This is a genomic window from Paraburkholderia sp. UCT70 (assembly GCF_050434085.1).
GTDB lineage: Bacteria > Pseudomonadota > Gammaproteobacteria > Burkholderiales > Burkholderiaceae > Paraburkholderia > Paraburkholderia tuberum.
Map to the genome: position 1 here is coordinate 3,047,527 of NZ_JBNPVZ010000004.1, position 19,451 is coordinate 3,066,977.

A 19,451-nucleotide genomic window follows, 5' to 3' on the forward strand; every position below is an offset into this window, starting at 1 on the left:
GGCGGTTTTAGCTGTCTTCTTTGCCTACTTTCTTTGCAGCAGCAAAGAAAGTAGGTGCCGCCCCGCACAGGGGCAACGCTAATAGACCGATAAGCCAACAAGGAAAGGCCAACAAAGCCAGAACACCGGAAAAAGCCCCGCCCCGCACAGGGGCAACGCTAATAGACCGACAAGACAACAAGGAAAGGCCAACAAAGCCAGAACAACGACAAAAAAGCCCCGCCCTGCCAAAGGGCAAACACACACCTTCAGTGATCCGCAGTACTAGCGCCGCCAGGCACATCAGTAGCAACAACATCAACCACATCCGGCGCGCCAGCGCCATTGCCCGGCTCAGCATCAGCCCCACTCTCGAGCCGATGCAACCAGGCCAGCAACTCGGCGACAGCCTGATAAAGCTGCGGTGGAATCCGCGCATCCAGATCGACTTGCATCAGCAGCGACACCATCTCGGGCGCCTCATGCACATACAGCCCAGCCTCCTTCGCGCGCTGCACGATCATCTCAGCGAGCAGCCCATACCCCTTGGCGACCACACGCGGGGCGGGCTCGCCGCCATGAGCGTCATAAACAAGCGCAGCCGCGCTGCGACGATGGGTGCGGCTCATCAGATATCCCAATTGAAGTCGTCGCGCGATGCGGCGCCCGACGCCGACGCCGACGCCGACGCCGTCGACGTGGCCACAGCCGCCGACGCCGACCGTGCATACGCGCCCGCGGCCTGCGCACCCGCCGCCGAGGTGCCCGCCGCGGTAGCACCAGGCACACCGCCGCCGATCTCCCGAATCGTCAATCCCTGCAGATCGAGCCCCGCCGCCGCGAGCCGCTGACGGAAACCGTCCCCCTGCATCGCGAGCCGCGCGGCGCCCCGCGGGCTCGCCTGCACGCGCGCGGTCAGCCGCGTGCCGGTCAGCGTCAGTTCGGCATCGACGGTGCCGAGCGTCGGCAGCGACAGCGTCAGGCGCGTGCGCCACGGCTGGTCGTCCTCGCTTGCGAGGCCGCCGCCGCTGCGGTCCCATTCGTCGCCATCCTGCTCGATCGTCCAGTCCAGACGCGCGCCGGGCCACGCCTCGCCGGTCCAGCGGAACTGTCCGGTCGCAAGCAGATCGAGCTGCTGGCGCACGAGCGGCACCGTCGCCGGATGCACCGCCGCCGTCATCGCCTGGGCGCTCTGCGACGAGCCGGCATCGGCCGCCTGAGACACCGCGCTGTGCAGCCCCGCGTGTGTGGACTGGCCATTCAGGTCGGACACCGAGCTGGCCAGCAGCTCGCCCGCGACGAGTCGCGCGGCCTGCGCGGTCAGGATCGACGGCATCGCGTGCAGGGCAGGGTTGTTCTCGGCAACGTTCGGCGTGCCGCGTGGCGTTGCCTCGGGGGCTCCGTTCGCCGCAGCGGACCGCGCGCTCGCGTCGCCAGCGTCGGCGCTCCAGTCGGGAGGCAATTGAGAATCTGCGACGAGCTGGTTCTGCGCCTCGTTCGCCAGTTGGGCCGGCGAACGCTGGCCGACCAGCCACGCCGCGAGATGCGCCTCGTAGAACAGGCCGCTGTCGGCGACCGTCTGTTGCAGCGTGGCCGCGAGCGCCGCGACCGGCACTTCGGTCGCCGCCACGCTCGCGGTGGCGGCCGCGGTTGCGCTGGCGGCAGCGTTGGGATTGGTATTGGTGTTGGCAGCAGCGGCGGAATCGCCGGCAGCGAAATTGACTGTCGCGGCGCCCGCCGCATCGGTCAGCTGCAAGCTTTCGATGGCGACGTCGAGCGCCGGCGCGGCCGCCCAGATCGGCGCGCGGCCGAGCACCGCCGGTGTGGCCTCGCCGCCTGAGTGCGCAATTGCATTCAGCGTCAGCGCGATGGCCGACAGCGCCGTTTGCGCGGACGACTGGGGCGCGGGCGTCACGTTCGCAGGCGCCGCGGGAACCGCGGTATCGACGCCGGCCGCGCCGGTCTGCGAGGTGGTCGCGGTTCCCGGCGCGATGCTGAGCAGGCTGTCGATCCGGCTCGACAGCACCGAAGCGAGGGCCGAATCGATTCCGTTCATGCCGGTTCCTTGGTCGCATCGGCGGCGACGCGCGCGATGCTCTGATTGCTCCGATCCTTCAGACGCGTGCGGCGTGGCGCCAGCTCACGCGCGCGCCCGCTCGCGCTCAGCGCGCCCCGTACAACTCCTTCAGCACGCGCGTCGACCGGCCGGCGAACAGCGCCGACAGATGCGCCATACCCGGATTCGCGAGGTCGCGGATCGCGGCGTCGTCGGCGAGGATCTGGCGGATCAGCGCGTACTTGCGCAGGCGTTCGGCCTCGTCGAGCTTGACGCCCACGTCGGCTTCGCGCAGCGCTTCGACCAGCTGCCGATACTCTTCCTGCAAGTGCGCCAGGTCGTTCCACAGTGCACGATGGGCCGCCATCAGCATGCGGCAGGACAGCGCGGCAATCGCCTCGTAGCGGGCAAAATATTCTGCGTTCGATGTCATCTCAGGCTTTCCGCGGCTGGCTGTGCTGCCATCCGCGCGATCTCCGGGGCTATCCCGATCCATGCCTCTTCGAGCGTCGCGAGCAGACGGTCCACCTCCACGAGCATCGCCTCGCTCTGATTGATATTGGCCTGCAACAGTCGACGCGCCATATAGTCGTACAAAGCATTGAGCCGTTCGGCGATTTCGCCGCCCACCTCGAGGTTGAGCGACGTCTGCAGCCCGCTTTCGATGATCCGGATCGCCTTGCTGATCGCCATGCCACGCTCGGCCACGTTGCCCTGCTGCAAATGCATGCGGCTTTGCGCGATCGCCTGGCGTGCGCCCTGGTACAGCAACACGATCAGACGATGCGGACTTGCGCCCATCACGGATGTCTCGATACCGACACGCGCATACGCGTTGGCTCCAGCGTGCCCTTGGGAAAACATCGGCGCTCCTCCTCTGATACTGGCTGCGGTTAAGTCGTGGCGTGGCCGCGCGGCGCGTTGACGCGCCGGTCGCTGACCTGTAATTGGGTTATCGGATGCGCGACGACAAAGCTTTAGTCCGGCGTAAGGAGGATCGAAAGCGCCGCTGGGCGGGCACGGGAAACACGGCACGAAGCTGCCGGCGCAAGCGCCGGCAGCGGCGTTCCGGATCGTCGGACGGGACTCGTGTGGACCTTCATTCAGTCTTTCAGGCAGACCTGCGCGATCCCGCTCAGATCGACAACTGCGCGATGTCGTTGTACGCGGCGACCAGCTTGTTGCGCACCTGCAGGCCGAACTGGAAACCGACGTTGGCCTTCTGCATGTCGACCATCACGTCGTTCAGCGACACGTTCGACGCACCGAGCTCGAACGCCTGCGACTCGCCGATCGCCTTCTGCTGGTCGCCGCTGATCTTGTCGAGCGAGGCCTTCAGCGCCGCCGCGAAGTTGGTGGGCGTCGCGGCGCCGGATTGCTCCGCCGCCGGGGTCGCGTCGCCGGCCGCCTGCGCCGCCATCGCCTGCATCTGTTGCAGCGCCGACGATAGCGCGTTCACGGGCATGGTCATGTTTTCTCCGTTGGATGTGCGATCGGACCGCCGGACGGTGTACCGATCTGGACGAAAGCATAGCAGCGGCTCCTCGCGGAAAGTCCCGAAACTAGAGGGGAAACCCGGCTCTATTCAAGCAATCGGGTTGAGCGGCGCTGCGGATAATTTCAAAAGTGAAAGTCTCTGTCCGTCCGCCGAGCCCCGGCGCGGCATCACGACAGAACGCCAAGGCATTCCCCGGAGAAACCCGACGCATGGATTCGTCAGCCAACTCTTTGATCAACCCCGACGCCCGTATGGGGCTCGCCGGCGCGCAGCCCGCTGCCGGTCAGGCCGGTAGCGGCCAGGCCGGCGGCACGGCCGACCTCGGTGGCCTCGGCGGCTTCGGAGGTATCGGCGGCAATTTCGGCCAGCGTCTGTCCGGACTCGCGCAGATGCGCGGCAACCCGCGCGCGCCGCTCGTGTTCGCGGTCGCGCTGCTGGTGGCGGTCGTCGCCGGCCTGTTCCTGTGGTCGCGCGCGCCCAGCTACAAGGTGCTCTACAGCAATCTGTCCGACCGCGACGGCGGCTCGATCATCACCGCGCTGCAGCAGGCCAATATTCCGTACAAGCTGTCCGAAAGCGGCAGCGCGATCCTCGTGCCGGCCGAGCAGGTCCACGAGATGCGCCTGCGCCTCGCATCGCAGGGGCTGCCGAAGAGTGGCTCGGTCGGCTTCGAACTGATGGACAACCAGAAATTCGGCATCAGCCAGTTCGACGAGCAGATCAACTATCAGCGCGCGCTCGAAGGCGAACTCGAACGCACGATCGAAGCGATCTCGAGCGTCAAATCGGCGCGCGTGCATCTCGCGATTCCGAAGCCGAGCGTGTTCGTGCGCGACAAGGAAGCGCCATCGGCGGCGGTGCTCGTGAACCTGTACCCGGGCCGCGTGCTCGACGAAGGGCAGGTCGTCGCGATTACGCACATGGTGGCGTCGGCGGTGCCGGAAATGCCGGTGCGCGGCGTGACGATCCTCGACCAGGACGGCAACCTGCTCACGCAGCCGACCAATGGCAGCGGACTCGATGCGACCCAGCTGAAGTTCCGCCAGCAGATCGAGCGCAACACCCAGCAGCGCATCGACACGATCCTCGCGCCGCTGTTCGGCGCCGGCAACGCGCGCTCGCAGGTCAGCGCCGACATCGACTTCTCGCACAGCGAGCAGACCTCGGAAAATTACGGCCCGAACGGCAATCCGCAGCAGGCCGCGATCCGCAGCCAGCAGCAGAGCAGCGCCACCGAAATGTCGCAAGGCGGCGCCTCGGGCGTGCCGGGCGCGCTGTCGAACCAGCCGCCGCAGCCGGCCTCCGCGCCGATCGTGGCCAGCAACGGCGCGAGCTCGGTGAGCACGACGCCGGTCAGCGATCACAAGGATTCGACCACCAACTACGAGCTCGACAAGACCGTGCGCCACGTCGACCAGCCGATGGGCGGCATCCGCCGACTATCGGTCGCGGTGGTCGTCAATTATCTGCGGGTCGTCGATCCGAAGGGTCACGTGACGATGCAGCCGGTCAGCGCCGACAAGCTCGCGCAGATCACCCAGCTCGTGAAGGACGCGATGGGCTTCGACGCGTCGCGCGGCGACTCGGTCAACGTGGTCAACAGCGCGTTTACCACCGAGCTCGACCCGAACGCCGACCTGCCGTGGTGGCGCACGCCCGACATGCTCGCGCTGTACAAGCAGATCGCGACGTACCTCGGCATCGGCGCGGTGGCCCTGTTCCTCTACTTCGTGATGGTGAAGCCGGCCTTGCGCCGCGCCTTCCCGCCGCCGCCCGAGCCGGTTGCCGCGCTGATGGCGCCCGACGAACCGGTGCTGCTCGACGGCATCCCGGCCGAGGAGCGCGATGGCGCGGTGGTCGAAATCGAAGCGGATAGCGAGAAGCTCGCGCTCGAAAACGCGAAGCACAAATACGAGCGGAACCTGGAGTTCGCGCGCAGCATCGCGCGTCAGGATCCGAAGATCGTAGCAACCGTCGTCAAGAACTGGGTGTCCGATGAGCGCTGAAGGCGTAGTGAAGAGCGCGCTTCTGCTGATGTCGATCGGCGAGGAAGAGGCGGCGCAGGTATTCAAGTTTCTGGGCCCCCGTGAGGTTCAGAAAATCGGCGTCGCGATGGCCGCGCTGAAGAACGTCACCCGCGAGCAGGTCGACGAGGTGCTGCAGGAGTTCGTGCGCGAGGCCGAGCAGCACACCGGCATGTCGCTCGATTCGAGCGATTACATCCGCTCCGTGCTGACCAAGGCGCTCGGCGACGACAAGGCCGGCGCGATCATCGACCGGATCCTGCAGGGCAGCGACACGAGCGGCATCGAAGGCCTGAAGTGGATGGATTCGGCGGCGGTCGCGGAACTGATCAAGAACGAGCATCCGCAGATCATCGCGACGATCCTCGTGCATCTGGACCGCGATCAGGCTTCGGAGATCGTCGGCTGTTTCACGGACCGGCTGCGCAACGACGTGCTGCTGCGGATCGCGACGCTCGACGGCATCCAGCCGGCCGCGCTGCGCGAGCTCGACGACGTGCTGACCGGCCTCTTGTCCGGAAGCGACAACCTGAAGCGCAGCCCGATGGGCGGTATCCGCACGGCGGCCGAGATTCTGAACTTCATGTCGAGCAACCACGAGGAAGGCGTCATCGAAAACGTGCGCCAGTACGACGCCGAGCTCGCGCAGAAGATCATCGACCAGATGTTCGTGTTCGAGAACCTGCTCGACCTCGAAGACCGCGCGATCCAGCTGCTGCTGAAGGAAGTCGAATCCGAAGCGCTGATCATCTCGCTGAAGGGCGCGGCGCCCGCGCTGCGTCAGAAGTTCCTGTCGAACATGTCGCAGCGCGCGGCCGAGTTGCTCGCCGAAGACCTCGACGCGCGCGGCCCGGTACGCGTGTCCGAAGTCGAGACGCAGCAGCGCCGCATCCTGCAGATCGTGCGCAACCTGGCCGAGAGCGGGCAGATCGTGATCGGCGGCAAGGCGGAAGACGCCTATGTCTGATCCGAACGCCCCGGCAAAGGAAAGCCTCTCGGCCTACCAGCGCTGGGAGATGGCGTCGTTCGACCCGGCTCCGCCGGCGCCGCCGCCTGCCGAACCCGAATTCGACGAGCGCGCGTTCGAAGCTGAACTCGAGCACCGCCGCGAAGCCGCGCATGCACAGGGCGTCGCGTCCGGTCATGTGGCCGGCCAGGCGCTCGGCTATCAGGCGGGCTATGACCAGGGGCACGCGCAGGGTTTCGCGCAAGGCCAGACCGAGGCGCGCGAGGAAGCGATGCGGCTCGCCGCGCTCGCCGAAACCTTCAAGAGCGCGCTCGATGGCGCGCAGCACGCGATCTCCGAAACGCTGATCGCACTCGCGCTCGACATCGCGCAGCAGGTCGTGCGCCAGCACGTGCAGCACGACCCGACCGCACTGATCGCGGCCGCGCGCGAGGTACTCGCGGCCGAGCCCGCGCTTGCCGGCGCGCCGGCGCTGATCGTGAGTCCCGCCGATCTGCCGGTCGTCGAGGCGTATCTGCTCGAAGAATTGCAAACGCGCGGCTGGACCGTGCGCACCGACGCATCGGTGGAGCGTGGCGGTTGCCGCGCGCAGGCCGGCACCGGCGAGGTCGACGCGGGCATCGACACGCGCTGGCAGCGCGTCGCCGCCGCGCTCGGCAAGGTGAGCACGTGGTGAAGCCGACGCTCGACGAGATCCGCGCGAGCGATCTGACGCCGCTCGAACGCGAGCTCGCCTTGGCGTCGTTCGGCGCCGAGGCGCTGGCCGATGTCGAGTCGGCCGGTCTTCCGGAGCCCCCGGATGCGGCATGGCAGGCTCCTGCGAGCGCACATCCAGCGACAGGCGCGGCGGCGAGCCGCGAGTCCGCCGCGACGAACCACGCCGCGCGCAGTGCTTCCGCCGCTCACGCTCCGCACGCGCCGTCCTACGATCCCGCGCTCGACATCAATCCCCACATGCAGGCATGGCGCGGCCAGCTCGACGCGCTGCGCGCGCGCAACGCGATCGCGAAGCCGCTGCGCGCGTGCGGGCGTCTCACACGCGCGGCCGGTCTCGTGCTCGAAGCGGTCGGCCTGCGTCTGTCGGTCGGCGCCGAAGTGATGATCGAGTTGCCGCCCGGCAGTTCGCTGCCGATGGCCGAAGCCGAAGTGGTCGGCTTCTCCGGCGACAAGCTGTTCCTGATGCCGACCACCGAAGTGATGGGCCTCTTGCCCGGCGCGCGGGTCTTTCCGCTCGAAAGCGCGCCCATCGCCGACCCGCTCGCGGGCGCGAAGCGTCTGCCGGTCGGCTGGGAATTGCTCGGCCGCGTGCTCGACGCATCCGGCCGTCCGCTCGACGGGCTCGGCCCGCTCGGCACGCAAAAGGACGCGCCGCTGTCCGCGCCGGTCATCAATCCGCTCAATCGCGAGCCGATTCACAAGGTGCTCGACGTCGGCGTGCGCGCGATCAACTCGCTGTTAACCGTCGGTCGTGGTCAACGGATGGGGCTGTTCGCGGGTTCGGGCGTCGGTAAATCTGTGCTGCTCGGCACGATGGCGCGCTACACCAGCGCCGAGGTGATCGTGATCGGCCTGATCGGCGAACGTGGCCGCGAAGTGAAGGAGTTCATCGAACAGATTCTCGGCGAGGAAGGTTTGGCGCGCTCGGTCGTGATCGCCGCGCCGGCCGACGTGTCGCCGCTGTTACGGATGCAGGCCGCCGCGTACTCGACCTCGCTCGCCGAATACTTCCGCGACCAGGGCAAGCACGTGCTGCTGCTAATGGATTCGCTGACCCGTTACGCGATGGCGCAGCGCGAGATCGCGCTCGCGATCGGCGAGCCGCCCGCGACCAAGGGGTATCCGCCGTCGGTGTTCGCGAAGCTGCCGGCGCTCGTCGAGCGCACCGGCAACGGACCGGCGGGCGGCGGCTCGATCACCGCGTTCTACACGGTGCTCACCGAAGGCGACGACCAGCAGGACCCGATCGCCGACTCGGCGCGCGCGATTCTCGACGGCCACATCGTGCTGTCGCGCTCGCTCGCCGAAGCCGGCCACTACCCTGCGATCGATATCGAAGCGTCGATTAGCCGGGCAATGACCGCGCTGATCGACGATAACCATCTGAATAAAACGCGTATGTTCAAGCAGATGCTGTCGCGCTATCAGCGCAACCGCGATCTGATCAACGTCGGCGCGTATTCGAGCGGGCGCGACGCGGTGCTCGATCGCGCGATCGCGCTGTATCCGCGGATGGAAGCGTTCCTGCAGCAAGGCTTTCGCGAGTGCGCGAACTTCCAGCCGAGCATCGACATGCTGAATGCGCTGTTTGCTTAGGGCCGAGGAGGCTGACGATGTCGAAACATTTTCCGATCAAGACGCTGATCGGTCTCGCGCAGGACGACGTGGACGCCGCCGCGCAGCGGCTCGGCCGCGCGCAGCGCGAGCGCAACGACGTACAGGCGCAACTCGATGCGCTCGTGCAGTACCGCGACGAATACTACGCACGCTTCATGGAGAGCGCGCAGTCGGGCATGCCGGCCGGCAACATGCGCAACTTCCAGGCGTTCATCGACACGCTCGATGCCGCGATCGAGCAGCAGCGCAACCTGCTCGCGGCGGCGAGCGCGCGCCTCGAGGCGGCGAAGCCCGACTGGCAGCGCCACAAGCAGAAGCTCGGCTCGTACGAAGTGCTGCAGGCGCGCGGCGAGGCGGCCGAGGCGAAGGTTGCGGCGCGGCGCGAACAGCGCGACGCCGACGAATATGCGGCGCGGAGTCTGCGCATGCGAGCCGACGGCGCGTGAGGCCTTGCCTCGCGGCTAACGCCCTACGGCACACCCGTTCGACCGATTCACAGGATTCTTTATGTCGCTTCTTTCACAGATCGGTTCCCAACTGAGCACGCTGCTCGACACGAGCGGCAATGGGTCGAGCAGCGCGTCCGCGAACGCCGCGGGCTCGAGCCCGTTCGCGCAGACCTTGCAGCAAAGCATCGACCAGCAGAACAGCGCGAATCAACAGCAGACCAGATCAGCGACGGCGTCGCAAGCCTCGGCGCCGAGCGCGCCCAGTGCGCCGCCGCCCGCTTCCACGTCCGCTCCCGCTTCCTCGCAGCAGAGCGCGAGCGGCAACCAGAACGGCAACGGCACAGCGAGCAACGCCGCCAGCAGCAGCGCGTCATCGCCGTCGTCCACGCCGTCGACGACACCAACGCAGCAGGCATCGAACAGCCAGACGACCGCGACGCAAGCCAGGCAGAAAGACACCAAGGCGCAAACCGACGCTGGCGCGCTCGCCGCCGCTGCGGCTGCCGCCCAGGCTCAGGCGCAAGCGCAGGCACAGGTCGTCGCCAACAACGCCGACTCGAACGCCACCACCACGACCGATGCCGCGAGCTCCGCCGCCGATGCGGTGAGCGCGCTGGCCGGCATGGCCACGAGCGCGCTCGCGGCCACCGCGGCAAGCAGGAAAAGCGCGGTCGATCCGAAGTCGCTGCAGGATGCGTTGCAGAGTGCGCTGTCCGCGCTGTCGAGCGGCCAGGGCGCGGTGCCCGCGGCCGCGCTTGCTGGCGGCGCGGCCGCAAAAGCCGCGAGCGTGTCGAGCGCGGCGGGCGGCTTGGGCAACACGAAAAACGGTCTGAACGGCACGTCAGACGACAAGACGCTCGCGAGCGGCCTGTTCGGCAGCGGCAAGGGCGCCTCGACGACCCACACGACGTCGACGGCGACGGCCGCCGCGACCGCGCTGGCCGATCCGTCGGCAGCGAAGTCGGCCGCCGATGCGTTGAGCGCCGCGGCCGCGACGAGCGGCCAGGCGGACAACCTCGCATCGGCGCGCAGCGCGTCCGAGGCGGCGAACGCCGCGCTGGCCGCGACGCAAGCGGCAGCGAACGCCGCGAGCACGACGGCGGCAGTGCAGAGTACGGGCAATGCGAGCGCGGCCGCCGCCGCGAATGCGTTGACGCCGCAGGTCGGCACGAGCGACTGGGAAGACGCGCTGAGCCAGAAGGTGGTGTTTTTGTCGAATGCGCATTCGCAGAGTGCTGAGCTGACGCTCAATCCGAAGGATCTGGGGCCGTTGCAGGTCGTGTTGCAGGTGGCGGATAACCATGCGCATGCGCTGTTCGTTTCGCAGCACCAGTCGGTGCGGGAGGCGGTCGAGGCGGCGTTGCCGAAGCTTCGCGAGGCGATGGAGTCGAATGGGATTGGGCTCGGCAGTGCGAGTGTGAGTGATGGGTTTGCGCGGCAGAGCGGGCAACAACAGCAGAGCGCTGGCGCGGGTGGGGGGAATGGGAAGAGGGGTAGTGGTGGGGGCGGCGCCCTTGCAGGGGACAGTTCGGTGGAGTCCAGCGATGCCATCGGTAACGTTGCCGTGCGGCAGCAGGTTGGACTAGTCGATACGTTTGCCTGAAGCGAGGCGGGGCGCTTTTTTGTCGTTGTTCTGGCTTTGTTGGCCTTTCCTTGCTGACTTATCGGTCTATTAGCGTTGCCCCTGTGCGGGGCGGCACCTACTTTCTTTGCTGCTGCAAAGAAAGTAGGCAAAGAAGACAGCTAAAACCGCCAACTCTTAAGCGGGGCCCCTGGCTTGGAAGGGGTAGTGGTGCATCTGGAATCCGGGCCGCCGCACATTCCGCCGTTCGTGACAAAGCCGTCATCCGCTCCCACTCCGCACTACGTGCGTCGCGGACGGGTCTGCCAGGGAAACCAATGGTTTGGCCCGCGCAGCGGAGCCATCGGCTGCGCCTCGGCGATGCGCCGAAACAACCAGTGGTTTTTGAGCGGGGTTTCGGCGCGCGTAGCGCCGCCGGAAGAATGACGGCCTTGTCACTACCGCGGAATGTGCGGGGGCACGGATTCCAGATGCACCACTACCCCTTCCAAGCCAGGGGACCCGCTTATGGGCTGGCGGTTTTAGCTGTCTTCTTTGCCTACTTTCTTTGCAGCAGCAAAGAAAGTAGGTGCCGCCCCGCACAGGGGCAACGCTAATAGACCGATAAGCCAACAAGGAAAGGCCAACAAAGCCAGAACAACGACAAAAAAAAAGCCCAAAACCAGAAACGGCCAGAAATAGCCAGAAATAGCCCTTCTTTTCGACCCATAGCGCCGCAGGCAAATCAACAACAATCACCCTAACCCTTACTAGGCCAGCAACAAGCTGGCAAACCAAATGGCAACCACGACCGCCCCGCAACAAGCCGCGCCCGCCTCGCCGGGCCCCATGAAGCGCATCATCCTGATCGTCCTCATTGCGCTGATCGCTGCGGGCGCTGCCGGTGCCGGCGTGTGGTTCTTCCTGTCGAAGCGCGCACCCGTCGCCGTATCGGCCGAAGCCGCGCCGGCGCAATCCGCCGTGCCGCTGTTCTTCCCGCTCGAATCGATGACCGTCAACCTGCAATCGGACGACGGCCAGCAACACTTCCTGCGCATCGGCCTCACGCTCAAGCTCGGCGATGCCGCCACCCAGCAGGCGCTCACCGATCACATGCCGGAAGTGCGCAGCCGCATCCTGCTCGCGCTGTCGAACAAGCACCCCGAAGAACTCGCGCCGCTCGAAGGCAAGCGCGCGCTCGCCGGAGAGCTGAAGACGCTGATCACCGAGCCGACCGACAAGGGCGCCGCACCGATCCGCGTGCAGGACGTGCTGTTCACTGAATTCGTCGTGCAGTGACGTGACGTTGTCAAGCGCTGCCATCATCAATCGCCAAGGGACGCACGAGGAATAAGCAATGGGCCACGAAGAGTTCATGTCCCAGGAGGAGGTCGATGCCCTTCTGAAGGGCGTCACCGGCGAATCCGACACGGAATCCGAGCAAAACGACCGCACGGGCGTGCGTCCGTACAACATCGCGACGCAGGAACGTATCGTCCGTGGCCGGATGCCGGGCCTCGAAATCATCAACGACCGCTTCGCGCGCCTGTTGCGCGTCGGCATTTTCAACTTCATGCGGCGCTCGGCGGAAATTTCCGTCGGCCCGGTGAAGGTGCAGAAGTACAGCGAGTTCACGCGCAACCTGCCGATCCCGACCAACCTGAACCTGGTCCACGTGAAGCCGCTGCGCGGCACGTCTCTGTTCGTGTTCGATCCGAACCTCGTGTTCTTCGTGGTCGACAACCTGTTCGGCGGCGACGGTCGTTTCCATACGCGCGTCGAAGGACGCGATTTCACGCAGACCGAGCAGCGCATCATCACGAAGCTGCTCAATCTGACGTTCGAGCACTACGCGGCGTCGTGGAAAAGCGTGCGCCCGCTGCAGTTCGAATACGTGCGCTCGGAAATGCACACGCAGTTCGCCAACGTCGCGACACCGAACGAGATCGTCATCGTCACGCAGTTCTCGATCGAGTTCGGCTCGACGGGCGGCACGCTGCACATCTGCATGCCCTACTCGATGATCGAGCCGATCCGCGACATTCTCTCGTCGCCGATCCAGGGCGAGGCGGTGGACGTCGACCGACGCTGGGTGCGCGTGCTGTCGCAGCAGGTGCAGGCCGCCGAAGTGCAGCTGAGCGCCGATCTCGCGCAGGTGCCGGTCACGTTCGAACAGATCCTGAACATGCGCAAAGGCGATGTTCTGCCGATCAACATCCCCGAGCACATCACCGCGAAAGTAGACGGTGTGCCGGTGATGGAATGCGGCTACGGAATTTTCAATGGTCAGTACGCGTTGCGGGTCCAGAAGATGATCAGCGCAGCCGACACGATGAAGGAAGGTGGATATGAGTGACCTGAACGCAAAGCCCGAGACCGATCTCGCGGCAGCCGAGCAACTCGCCGCCGGCGAGCTGTCCGCCGTGGAAGACGACGCGGCGATGGCCGACTGGGCAAGCGCGCTCGCCGAGCAGAACGGCAACGACGAAATCAACCCGGCCGCGGGCGCCGTGTTCCAGCCGCTGTCGAAGGCCGCGCCGACCTCGACGCACAACGACATCGACATGATCCTGGACATTCCCGTCCAGATGACGGTCGAACTCGGCCGCACCAAGATCGCGATCCGCAATCTGCTGCAGCTCGCGCAGGGCTCGGTCGTCGAACTCGACGGCATGGCCGGCGAGCCGATGGACGTGCTCGTCAACGGCTGCCTGATCGCGCAGGGCGAGGTGGTGGTCGTCAACGACAAGTTCGGTATCCGGCTGACCGACATCATCACGCCGTCCGAACGCATCCGGAAACTCAATCGATGAAACGTTTGGCAGGTCGCGGCGTGCTGCTCGCGTCGTTTTTCGAGTCCACCGTCGCGCACGCCGCCGACATGAACGCGGTCAACAACGCCGCGAAGATCGCCTCCGGTGTCGGCGCGGGTAGCGCGGTGCCGGCGCTCGGCGTCGGCGCGGTCCTGCAAACCTTCGTCGGGCTCGCGGTCGTGATCGGCCTCGTGTTCGGCTGCGCATGGCTCGCGCGACGCTTCGGCCTGCAACCGGGCCAGCGCGGCGGCCTCGTGAAGACGGTCGGCGGCGCTTCGCTCGGTGGCAAGGAACGCGTCGCGGTCGTCGAGATCGGCGATACGTGGCTCGTGCTCGGCGCCGCGCCCGGCAACGTGCGGCTGCTGCATACGATGCCGGCGGGTTCCGTCGCGGCCGATACGGTTGCCGCTTCGCCGGCACCGCTTTCCGGCACTTTTGGTCAACGCTTTCGCGACGCCCTGAAAGGCGAAGTGGGCAAACGTTTCAACGCGCACCGCGGCGGGGATCGGTAATGCAGGTCAGTTTCAGGCGGTCAGGTTCGTTCTTCACGCTTACGCGCCGTGCGGGGCGGGCGCTCCCCGCAGCGCTTCAACTCGCGCTGCCGGCACTGCTGTTCGCGCTGCCGACGCTGTCTTTCGCGCAAACCGCCGGCCTGCCAGCGTTCACGACGAGCCCCGGCCCCAACGGCGGCACGACCTACTCGCTGAGCGTGCAGACGATGCTGCTGCTCACGATGCTGTCGTTCCTGCCCGCGATGGTGCTGATGATGACGAGCTTCACGCGCATCGTGATCGTGTTGTCGCTGCTGCGCCAGGCGCTCGGCACGACCACGACGCCGCCGAACCAGGTGGTCGTCGGTCTCGCGCTGTTTCTGACGCTGTTCGTGATGTCGCCGGTGCTCAATAAAGCCTATAACGAAGGTTACAAGCCGTTCTCCGAAGGCACGATGTCGATGGATCAGGCGGTGGCGCGCGGCGTCGCGCCGTTCAAGACCTTCATGCTGCGTCAGACCCGCGAAAGCGACCTTGCGCTGTTCGCGCGCATCTCCCATGCGGCGCCGATGCAGGGGCCCGAAGACGTGCCGCTGTCGCTGCTGGTACCGTCGTTCGTGACGAGCGAGCTGAAGACCGGCTTCACGATCGGCTTCACGATCTTCATTCCGTTCCTGATCATCGACATGGTGGTCGCGAGCGTGCTGATGTCGATGGGCATGATGATGGTGTCGCCGGCGACGATTTCGCTGCCGTTCAAGCTGATGCTGTTCGTGCTCGTCGACGGCTGGCAGTTGCTGCTCGGCTCGCTCGCGCAGAGCTTCGTCTGATTTTTTTCGACTCCTTGTTCCTCAGGCACTCACGATGACACCCGAAGCAGTCATGACGCTGGCCCACCAGGCCATGTACGTCGGCCTCGTGCTGGCAGCCCCGCTGCTGCTCGTCGCGCTCGTCGTCGGTCTGGTCGTGAGCCTGTTCCAGGCGGCCACGCAGATCAACGAAAGCACGCTGTCGTTCATCCCGAAACTGCTCGCGATCGCGCTCACGCTCGTGATCGCCGGACCATGGATGCTGACCACGATGCTCGACTATCTGCGCCACACGATCACCAGCATTCCGACGCTCGTCAACTGAGCGCCGCTGGCACGTCTGCCCTCCCCACTCCATGTTCACGGTCACCTACGCGCAACTGAACGTCTGGCTGACCGCGTTCCTGTGGCCGTTCGCGCGCATCGCCGCGCTGATCGCGACCGCGCCGGTGCTCGGCAACATGTCGCTGCCCTCGCGCGTGAAAATCGGTCTCGCCGCGTTCGCGACGATCATCGTCGCCCCGACGATCGGCGCGCTGCCGCAGGTCACCGTGTTTTCCGCGGCCGGCGTGTGGATTCTCGTCAACCAGTTCCTGATCGGCATCGCGCTCGGCGTGACGATGCAGGTCGTGTTCCAGGCGATCGACGCGACCGGCTACTTCATCGGCCTCGGCATGGGCCTTGGCTTCGCGACCTTCTTCGACCAGCAGGCGACCGGCTCGGGCGTCGTGATCTCACGCTACATGACGACGATCGCGACGCTGGTGTTTCTCGCCGTCGACGGTCATCTGCAGATGATCGCCGCGCTCGTGACGACGTTCCAGTCGGTGCCGGTGTCGGCGAACCTGCTCGCGCCGCACGGTTGGCAAACGCTCGCGAACTGGGGCGGCTCGATCTTCTCGGCGGGGCTGCTGCTCGCGTTGCCGGTCGTCGTCGCACTGCTGATCGCGAACCTCGCGCTCGGCATTCTCAATCGCGCGGCGCCGCAGATCGGCGTGTTCCAGATCGGCTTTCCGCTGACGATGCTGGTCGGCCTGCTGCTCGTGCAGCTGATGCTGCCGAACATGATTCCGTTCTTCGTGCGCTTGTTCGATAACGGCATCGATGAGATGGGACGGGTCGCGGCGGCGCTGAGATAACGCCGAAAATCGCGGACATAAAAAAACCGGCTCGCGCCGGTTTCTTTATTGCGCCGCCGGAGCGGCATCAGCTGGTGATGTACTGGAACAGCGACATGTTCTGGATCTTTACGAACGCTTGCTGCGAAGCCTGCAGGGCCGCCTGCTGCATCGTGTACTTGCTGATCGTCGAGACCATGTCGGTCTGGGTCAGGTCCGCGAGATCGCTTTGCGTTTGCAGTGAGTTGGTCTCCGTAACCGTTTGCAGCGCCTTGACTTCCTGCTCGCGGCCGCCGACCGATGCCTGCACCGCGGTGATGTTGTTCAGCGTGTTGCCAAGCTGCGACAGGCCCATATTCAACGCGTTCTGCAGCTTCGCCGAGGCCGCGGGGTCGCCGCTCACCGGCTGCTGGAGCGCGGCGATCATCGCGTTCAGGTTCGTGAACACGTTGGTGCCCGCCTGGTTGGCCGGCTGCACCGTGAATTTGTCGTTGGCGGCCGGCGTGCCTGTGATTTCGACGGTCTGGCCCGCGATCGTGATGTCCGAGCCCGCCGTGTACGGCTGCGCCGTACCCGCGACGTTGGTCGTCGTGTCAGTGACCGTGTAGGTGAGCGAGCTGCCGCTGCCGCTGAACTGGATCTGGTACGAGTCCGCGTTCCCCGCGTTGGTCGGATCCTTGACCGACACCGCGCCGATCACGCCGCTGCCGGTATTGGCCGGGTCGCCCGAGGCGATCGGCTGCGCGTTGGTCGCACCGACGCTCATGAACACCGACAGCCCATTGTCACCGGTCGAGACCGCGTTGCTGCCGGTGACCTGCACGGTGCGCGTGCCCGTGTCGCCCGTATAGGTGACGTTGCCGGCCGCATCGGTCGTGAAGGCCTGGGTCGAATTCTGGAAACCGGCGAACAGCGCATTGCCCGAGCTGTCGGTCGCATTCGCGTAAGTGACGAGCTGGTCGCGCAGGGTGGTCAGCTGCGCGGCGATCGCCGTGCGGTCGGCGTCGTTCAAACCGCCGTCGCCGGCGCGCAGGCCTAACGTGTTCGCGCTTTGCAACGTCGTGATGACGGTGGAGAGCGTCGAGTCCTCGGCCTGCAACGACGTGAGCGCCGCGTTCTGGTTCGTCGTGTACTGCGACAGCGCGGACGCCGTCGAGCTGAGCTGCACGGCCTGCGCGGCGCCGAGCGGATTGTCGGCGGGCGTGGTCAGGCTCTGGCCGCTCGAGATTTCCTGATAGATCTGCGACAACTGAGCCTGCTGATTGCTCATGTTCGCGACGTTCATGCTGAAGTACTGCTGGGTCGAAATTCGCATGGTTCCGCCTTACGAGAAGATGCCAAGCAAAGTCTGGAACAGCGTCTGCGCCGTCTGGATGACCTTGCTGTTGGCCTGATAGAGCTGCTGGTACTGAAGCAGGTTGGCCGCTTCCTCATTGATATTGACGCCCGACACCGACTGCTGCGCCGACGTGATCTGCGTGACGAGCGTGCTTTGCGCGGTCGCCGAGGTCTGGATCTGCGTGGTCTGGTTGCCGATGTTGTTGACGTAGCTCGCGTACGCGCCCGTCAGCGTCGAGGTGCCGCCGTTGAGCACCTGCGCCGAAGTCAGGTTCGACAGCAGTTGCGCGTTGCGGCCGTCGTTGGTCGCGCCGGTGTTCGGTCCGATCGTGAACGAGTCGCCGTTGGCGGGCGTGCCGCTGATCGTGACCGTCACGTTGTTCATCACGCCCGCGCTGGTCGAATTGCTCGGGTTGGTGATCGTCAGCGTCGCGCCCGAGCTCGGCGAGTATGGCACCGCGGTCGTCGACGAGCTGATCGTGTACTGCGTGGACGGCGAGCCGGCGACTGTCACCACCGTGCCGACCGGGAAGCCGGTCAGGCCGGTGCCCGCGGTGTAAGTGATCGTCGAGGTGCTGGTCGGCGCGCTGTAGCCGACAGATACCGTGCCTTGCGTGATCGTCCCGGTGCCGGTGTTCGACGTCGACGCCGACGCGAGCACCGGCGCCGCGGCCGCGATTGCCGACGCCGACGTGGTGGTCAGCGCGAAGCCGTCGAGCGCGCCGCGGGTCGGTTCGACCGAGAACGAGTCGCCGGCCTTCATCGTGCCGCTCGCGACCGAGAACCGCAGGCCGCCGATCGGGTTGGTCAGGTTCGCCGCCGAACCGACGATGCTGCCGGTCTGGCTGTCCGTCAGCGTGTAGGTGCTGCCGTCGTACGACAGCGTGTAGTCGCCCGTGGTCGGCTGGGTCGCGTCGGCGAACGAGGCGCCCAGCGTAGCGTTGCCGGTGTTCTGCGAGTTCGCGTACACGGTCGGCGAGCCGACCGTGAACAGCGCGCCGCCCGCGGTGCCGTTCAGCGTCAGGCCGAGTTCGTTCTGCGCATTGACCTGCGCGGCGAAGCTGGTCGCGATCGCGCCGAGTTGCGCCTCGGCCGGATCGAGCGTTTGCGAGCGGAATTGCAGCAGTCCGCCCAGCGTGCCGCCGGACACGCTCGTGTCGGACAGCGTCTGCGGCGTCGGTGTCGGCTTTGCCCCGGCCTGGCCGAGATACTGGACCGACAGCTCGCTCGGATCACCCGACGAAGTCGCCGTGCCGAGATTGAAGCTGTTGCCGGCCAGCACGAGCGGCTGTCCGCTCGACATGAACAGGCTATAGCTGCCGTTGTCCTGCACGACCGACACGCCGATCAGCTGGGACAGGTTCGACACCGCCTGGTCGCGTGCGTCGAGCAGCTGGTTCGGCGGCTGGCCCTGGCTGCTCGCCTGCTTGATCTGTGTATTCAGCGACGCGATCTGCGCGGTGTAGGTGTTGATCTGCGTAACAGAGTTGCTCAGCTGCGTGTTGACGCTCGAGCGCAACTGGTCGTACTGCTGGCCCGCCGCGTTGATCTGGTTCGCGAGCGTCTGCGCGTCGCTGATCGCGGTCTGCCGCGTCGACACGCTCGACGCGTTATTGGCGACGTTCTGCAGCCCCGTGAAGTAACCGCTGATCGCGCTCGCAATCCCGGCGGTCGGACTGCCGACGAGGTTGTTGAGCTGGGTGATCATCGTGTTGTACGCGGTGAGCGCGCTGCTCGACGACTGCGCGTTGTTCAGCTCGGTCGTCAGGTACTGGCTGTACGCGCGCGTCACGGTGTCGGTGGAGACGCCCATCGGCAGGTAGCCGGAGCCGGTATACGCGCCGCCCGTCTCCGAATACACCGGGGTTTCCATCGTATAGCCGGGTGTCGACGCGTTGCTGATGTTCTCACCAGTCGTCGTCAAACCCCATTGGGCCGCGTTGAGTCCGCTAAGGCCGATAGTCAACAGATTGCTGGACATGCGTCATCCTGAAGGGCGGCATCGCAGACATGC

General features: G+C 66.1%; 20 protein-coding genes. 13 read left to right on the plus strand and 7 right to left on the minus strand.

What is annotated here, in order from left to right:
- Positions 1–248 precede the first annotated feature (248 nt).
- From OKW41_RS39855 to fliE, 5 genes are all read right to left on the minus strand, one after another.
- Entirely contained in the window at positions 249–608 is a 360-nt protein-coding gene (locus tag OKW41_RS39855) for an EscU/YscU/HrcU family type III secretion system export apparatus switch protein (RefSeq protein ID WP_429453996.1), read from the minus strand.
- Positions 608–2,035 (minus strand): flagellar hook-length control protein FliK, encoded by a 1,428-nt coding sequence (locus OKW41_RS39860; protein ID WP_429575868.1) that lies wholly within the window; start codon positions 2,033–2,035, stop codon positions 608–610. The genes OKW41_RS39855 and OKW41_RS39860 overlap by 1 nt, the downstream gene beginning before the upstream one ends.
- Before the next feature lie 106 nt (positions 2,036–2,141).
- The gene (locus OKW41_RS39865; RefSeq protein WP_429453992.1) at positions 2,142–2,468 is read right to left on the minus strand and encodes a flagellar protein FliT; all 327 of its coding nucleotides are present in this window, start codon (positions 2,466–2,468) and stop codon (positions 2,142–2,144) included.
- On the minus strand, positions 2,465–2,899 hold the full coding sequence (fliS, locus tag OKW41_RS39870) for a flagellar export chaperone FliS (protein ID WP_429453990.1): 435 nt from the start codon (positions 2,897–2,899) through the stop codon (positions 2,465–2,467). The genes OKW41_RS39865 and fliS overlap by 4 nt, the downstream gene beginning before the upstream one ends.
- Positions 2,900–3,170: 271 nt before the next feature.
- Positions 3,171–3,506 carry a flagellar hook-basal body complex protein FliE gene (fliE, locus tag OKW41_RS39875; RefSeq protein WP_429575869.1) on the minus strand — a complete coding sequence of 112 codons (336 nt, stop codon included), beginning with the start codon at positions 3,504–3,506 and terminating at the stop codon, positions 3,171–3,173.
- A 236-nt stretch (positions 3,507–3,742) separates the two neighbouring features.
- On the opposite strand from fliE, the gene fliF reads away from it, so the two are divergent.
- The 13 genes from fliF to fliR all read left to right on the plus strand — a co-directional run bounded on the left by fliF (position 3,743) and on the right by fliR (position 16,120).
- Positions 3,743–5,539, plus strand: a complete 1,797-nt coding sequence (gene fliF, locus OKW41_RS39880) for a flagellar basal-body MS-ring/collar protein FliF (protein ID WP_429575870.1) — start codon at positions 3,743–3,745, stop codon at positions 5,537–5,539.
- Positions 5,529–6,524, plus strand: a complete 996-nt coding sequence (gene fliG, locus OKW41_RS39885; protein ID WP_429453984.1) for a flagellar motor switch protein FliG — start codon at positions 5,529–5,531, stop codon at positions 6,522–6,524. The genes fliF and fliG overlap by 11 nt, the downstream gene beginning before the upstream one ends.
- Entirely contained in the window at positions 6,517–7,200 is a 684-nt protein-coding gene (gene fliH, locus OKW41_RS39890) for a flagellar assembly protein FliH (protein WP_429335453.1), read from the plus strand. The genes fliG and fliH overlap by 8 nt, the downstream gene beginning before the upstream one ends.
- Positions 7,194–8,837, plus strand: coding sequence for a flagellar protein export ATPase FliI (gene fliI / locus OKW41_RS39895; protein ID WP_429575871.1), 1,644 nt, complete (start codon positions 7,194–7,196; stop codon positions 8,835–8,837). The genes fliH and fliI overlap by 7 nt, the downstream gene beginning before the upstream one ends.
- A 17-nt stretch (positions 8,838–8,854) precedes the next feature.
- Positions 8,855–9,304, plus strand: coding sequence for a flagellar export protein FliJ (gene fliJ / locus OKW41_RS39900; protein WP_429575872.1), 450 nt, complete (start codon positions 8,855–8,857; stop codon positions 9,302–9,304).
- Positions 9,305–9,365: 61 nt separating this feature from the next.
- Positions 9,366–10,910 carry a flagellar hook-length control protein FliK gene (locus tag OKW41_RS39905; protein ID WP_429575873.1) on the plus strand — a complete coding sequence of 515 codons (1,545 nt, stop codon included), beginning with the start codon at positions 9,366–9,368 and terminating at the stop codon, positions 10,908–10,910.
- A gap of 756 nt (positions 10,911–11,666) precedes the next feature.
- Positions 11,667–12,167, plus strand: a complete 501-nt coding sequence (gene fliL, locus OKW41_RS39910) for a flagellar basal body-associated protein FliL (RefSeq protein WP_429453976.1) — start codon at positions 11,667–11,669, stop codon at positions 12,165–12,167.
- 58 nt (positions 12,168–12,225) lie between these two features.
- Positions 12,226–13,224, plus strand: a complete 999-nt coding sequence (gene fliM, locus OKW41_RS39915; protein ID WP_018418751.1) for a flagellar motor switch protein FliM — start codon at positions 12,226–12,228, stop codon at positions 13,222–13,224.
- Entirely contained in the window at positions 13,217–13,681 is a 465-nt protein-coding gene (gene fliN, locus OKW41_RS39920) for a flagellar motor switch protein FliN (protein ID WP_090802529.1), read from the plus strand. The genes fliM and fliN overlap by 8 nt, the downstream gene beginning before the upstream one ends.
- Positions 13,678–14,193, plus strand: a complete 516-nt coding sequence (fliO, locus tag OKW41_RS39925) for a flagellar biosynthetic protein FliO (RefSeq protein WP_429453974.1) — start codon at positions 13,678–13,680, stop codon at positions 14,191–14,193. Before fliN ends, fliO begins: the two co-directional genes overlap by 4 nt.
- On the plus strand, positions 14,193–15,002 hold the full coding sequence (fliP, locus tag OKW41_RS39930; RefSeq protein ID WP_429575874.1) for a flagellar type III secretion system pore protein FliP: 810 nt from the start codon (positions 14,193–14,195) through the stop codon (positions 15,000–15,002). Before fliO ends, fliP begins: the two co-directional genes overlap by 1 nt.
- 34 nt (positions 15,003–15,036) lie before the next feature.
- Positions 15,037–15,306 (plus strand): flagellar biosynthesis protein FliQ, encoded by a 270-nt coding sequence (gene fliQ / locus OKW41_RS39935; protein ID WP_090802525.1) that lies wholly within the window; start codon positions 15,037–15,039, stop codon positions 15,304–15,306.
- A 31-nt stretch (positions 15,307–15,337) separates the two neighbouring features.
- Positions 15,338–16,120: a flagellar biosynthetic protein FliR gene (gene fliR, locus OKW41_RS39940; protein ID WP_184051828.1), complete on the plus strand. Its 783-nt coding sequence runs from the start codon at positions 15,338–15,340 to the stop codon at positions 16,118–16,120.
- Between the two features lie 67 nt (positions 16,121–16,187).
- Here the strand turns inward: fliR and flgL are convergent, their stop codons facing one another.
- Together flgL and flgK are read right to left on the minus strand one after the other, a co-directional pair.
- Entirely contained in the window at positions 16,188–17,414 is a 1,227-nt protein-coding gene (gene flgL, locus OKW41_RS39945) for a flagellar hook-associated protein FlgL (RefSeq protein ID WP_429575875.1), read from the minus strand.
- Between the two features lie 9 nt (positions 17,415–17,423).
- Positions 17,424–19,418, minus strand: a complete 1,995-nt coding sequence (flgK, locus tag OKW41_RS39950; RefSeq protein ID WP_429575876.1) for a flagellar hook-associated protein FlgK — start codon at positions 19,416–19,418, stop codon at positions 17,424–17,426.
- Between the last annotated feature and the right edge of the window lie 33 nt (positions 19,419–19,451).

Excerpts from the sequence above, each read along its gene's own strand:
- OKW41_RS39860 (WP_429575868.1), bottom strand. The coding sequence starts at position 2,035 with ATGAACGGAATCGATTCGGCCCTCGCTTCGGTGCTGTCGAGCCGGATC.
- fliR (WP_184051828.1), top strand. The coding sequence starts at position 15,338 with ATGTTCACGGTCACCTACGCGCAACTGAACGTCTGGCTGACCGCGTTC.
- fliE (WP_429575869.1), bottom strand. The coding sequence starts at position 3,506 with ATGACCATGCCCGTGAACGCGCTATCGTCGGCGCTGCAACAGATGCAG.
- OKW41_RS39855 (WP_429453996.1), bottom strand. The coding sequence starts at position 608 with ATGAGCCGCACCCATCGTCGCAGCGCGGCTGCGCTTGTTTATGACGCT.
- fliM (WP_018418751.1), top strand. The coding sequence starts at position 12,226 with ATGGGCCACGAAGAGTTCATGTCCCAGGAGGAGGTCGATGCCCTTCTG.
- flgL (WP_429575875.1), bottom strand. The coding sequence starts at position 17,414 with ATGCGAATTTCGACCCAGCAGTACTTCAGCATGAACGTCGCGAACATG.
- fliQ (WP_090802525.1), top strand. The coding sequence starts at position 15,037 with ATGACACCCGAAGCAGTCATGACGCTGGCCCACCAGGCCATGTACGTC.
- fliO (WP_429453974.1), top strand. The coding sequence starts at position 13,678 with ATGAAACGTTTGGCAGGTCGCGGCGTGCTGCTCGCGTCGTTTTTCGAG.
- OKW41_RS39865 (WP_429453992.1), bottom strand. The coding sequence starts at position 2,468 with ATGACATCGAACGCAGAATATTTTGCCCGCTACGAGGCGATTGCCGCG.
- fliP (WP_429575874.1), top strand. The coding sequence starts at position 14,193 with ATGCAGGTCAGTTTCAGGCGGTCAGGTTCGTTCTTCACGCTTACGCGC.
- fliF (WP_429575870.1), top strand. The coding sequence starts at position 3,743 with ATGGATTCGTCAGCCAACTCTTTGATCAACCCCGACGCCCGTATGGGG.
- fliJ (WP_429575872.1), top strand. The coding sequence starts at position 8,855 with ATGTCGAAACATTTTCCGATCAAGACGCTGATCGGTCTCGCGCAGGAC.
- fliS (WP_429453990.1), bottom strand. The coding sequence starts at position 2,899 with ATGTTTTCCCAAGGGCACGCTGGAGCCAACGCGTATGCGCGTGTCGGT.
- OKW41_RS39905 (WP_429575873.1), top strand. The coding sequence starts at position 9,366 with ATGTCGCTTCTTTCACAGATCGGTTCCCAACTGAGCACGCTGCTCGAC.
- fliG (WP_429453984.1), top strand. The coding sequence starts at position 5,529 with ATGAGCGCTGAAGGCGTAGTGAAGAGCGCGCTTCTGCTGATGTCGATC.
- fliH (WP_429335453.1), top strand. The coding sequence starts at position 6,517 with ATGTCTGATCCGAACGCCCCGGCAAAGGAAAGCCTCTCGGCCTACCAG.
- flgK (WP_429575876.1), bottom strand. The coding sequence starts at position 19,418 with ATGTCCAGCAATCTGTTGACTATCGGCCTTAGCGGACTCAACGCGGCC.
- fliL (WP_429453976.1), top strand. The coding sequence starts at position 11,667 with ATGGCAACCACGACCGCCCCGCAACAAGCCGCGCCCGCCTCGCCGGGC.
- fliN (WP_090802529.1), top strand. The coding sequence starts at position 13,217 with ATGAGTGACCTGAACGCAAAGCCCGAGACCGATCTCGCGGCAGCCGAG.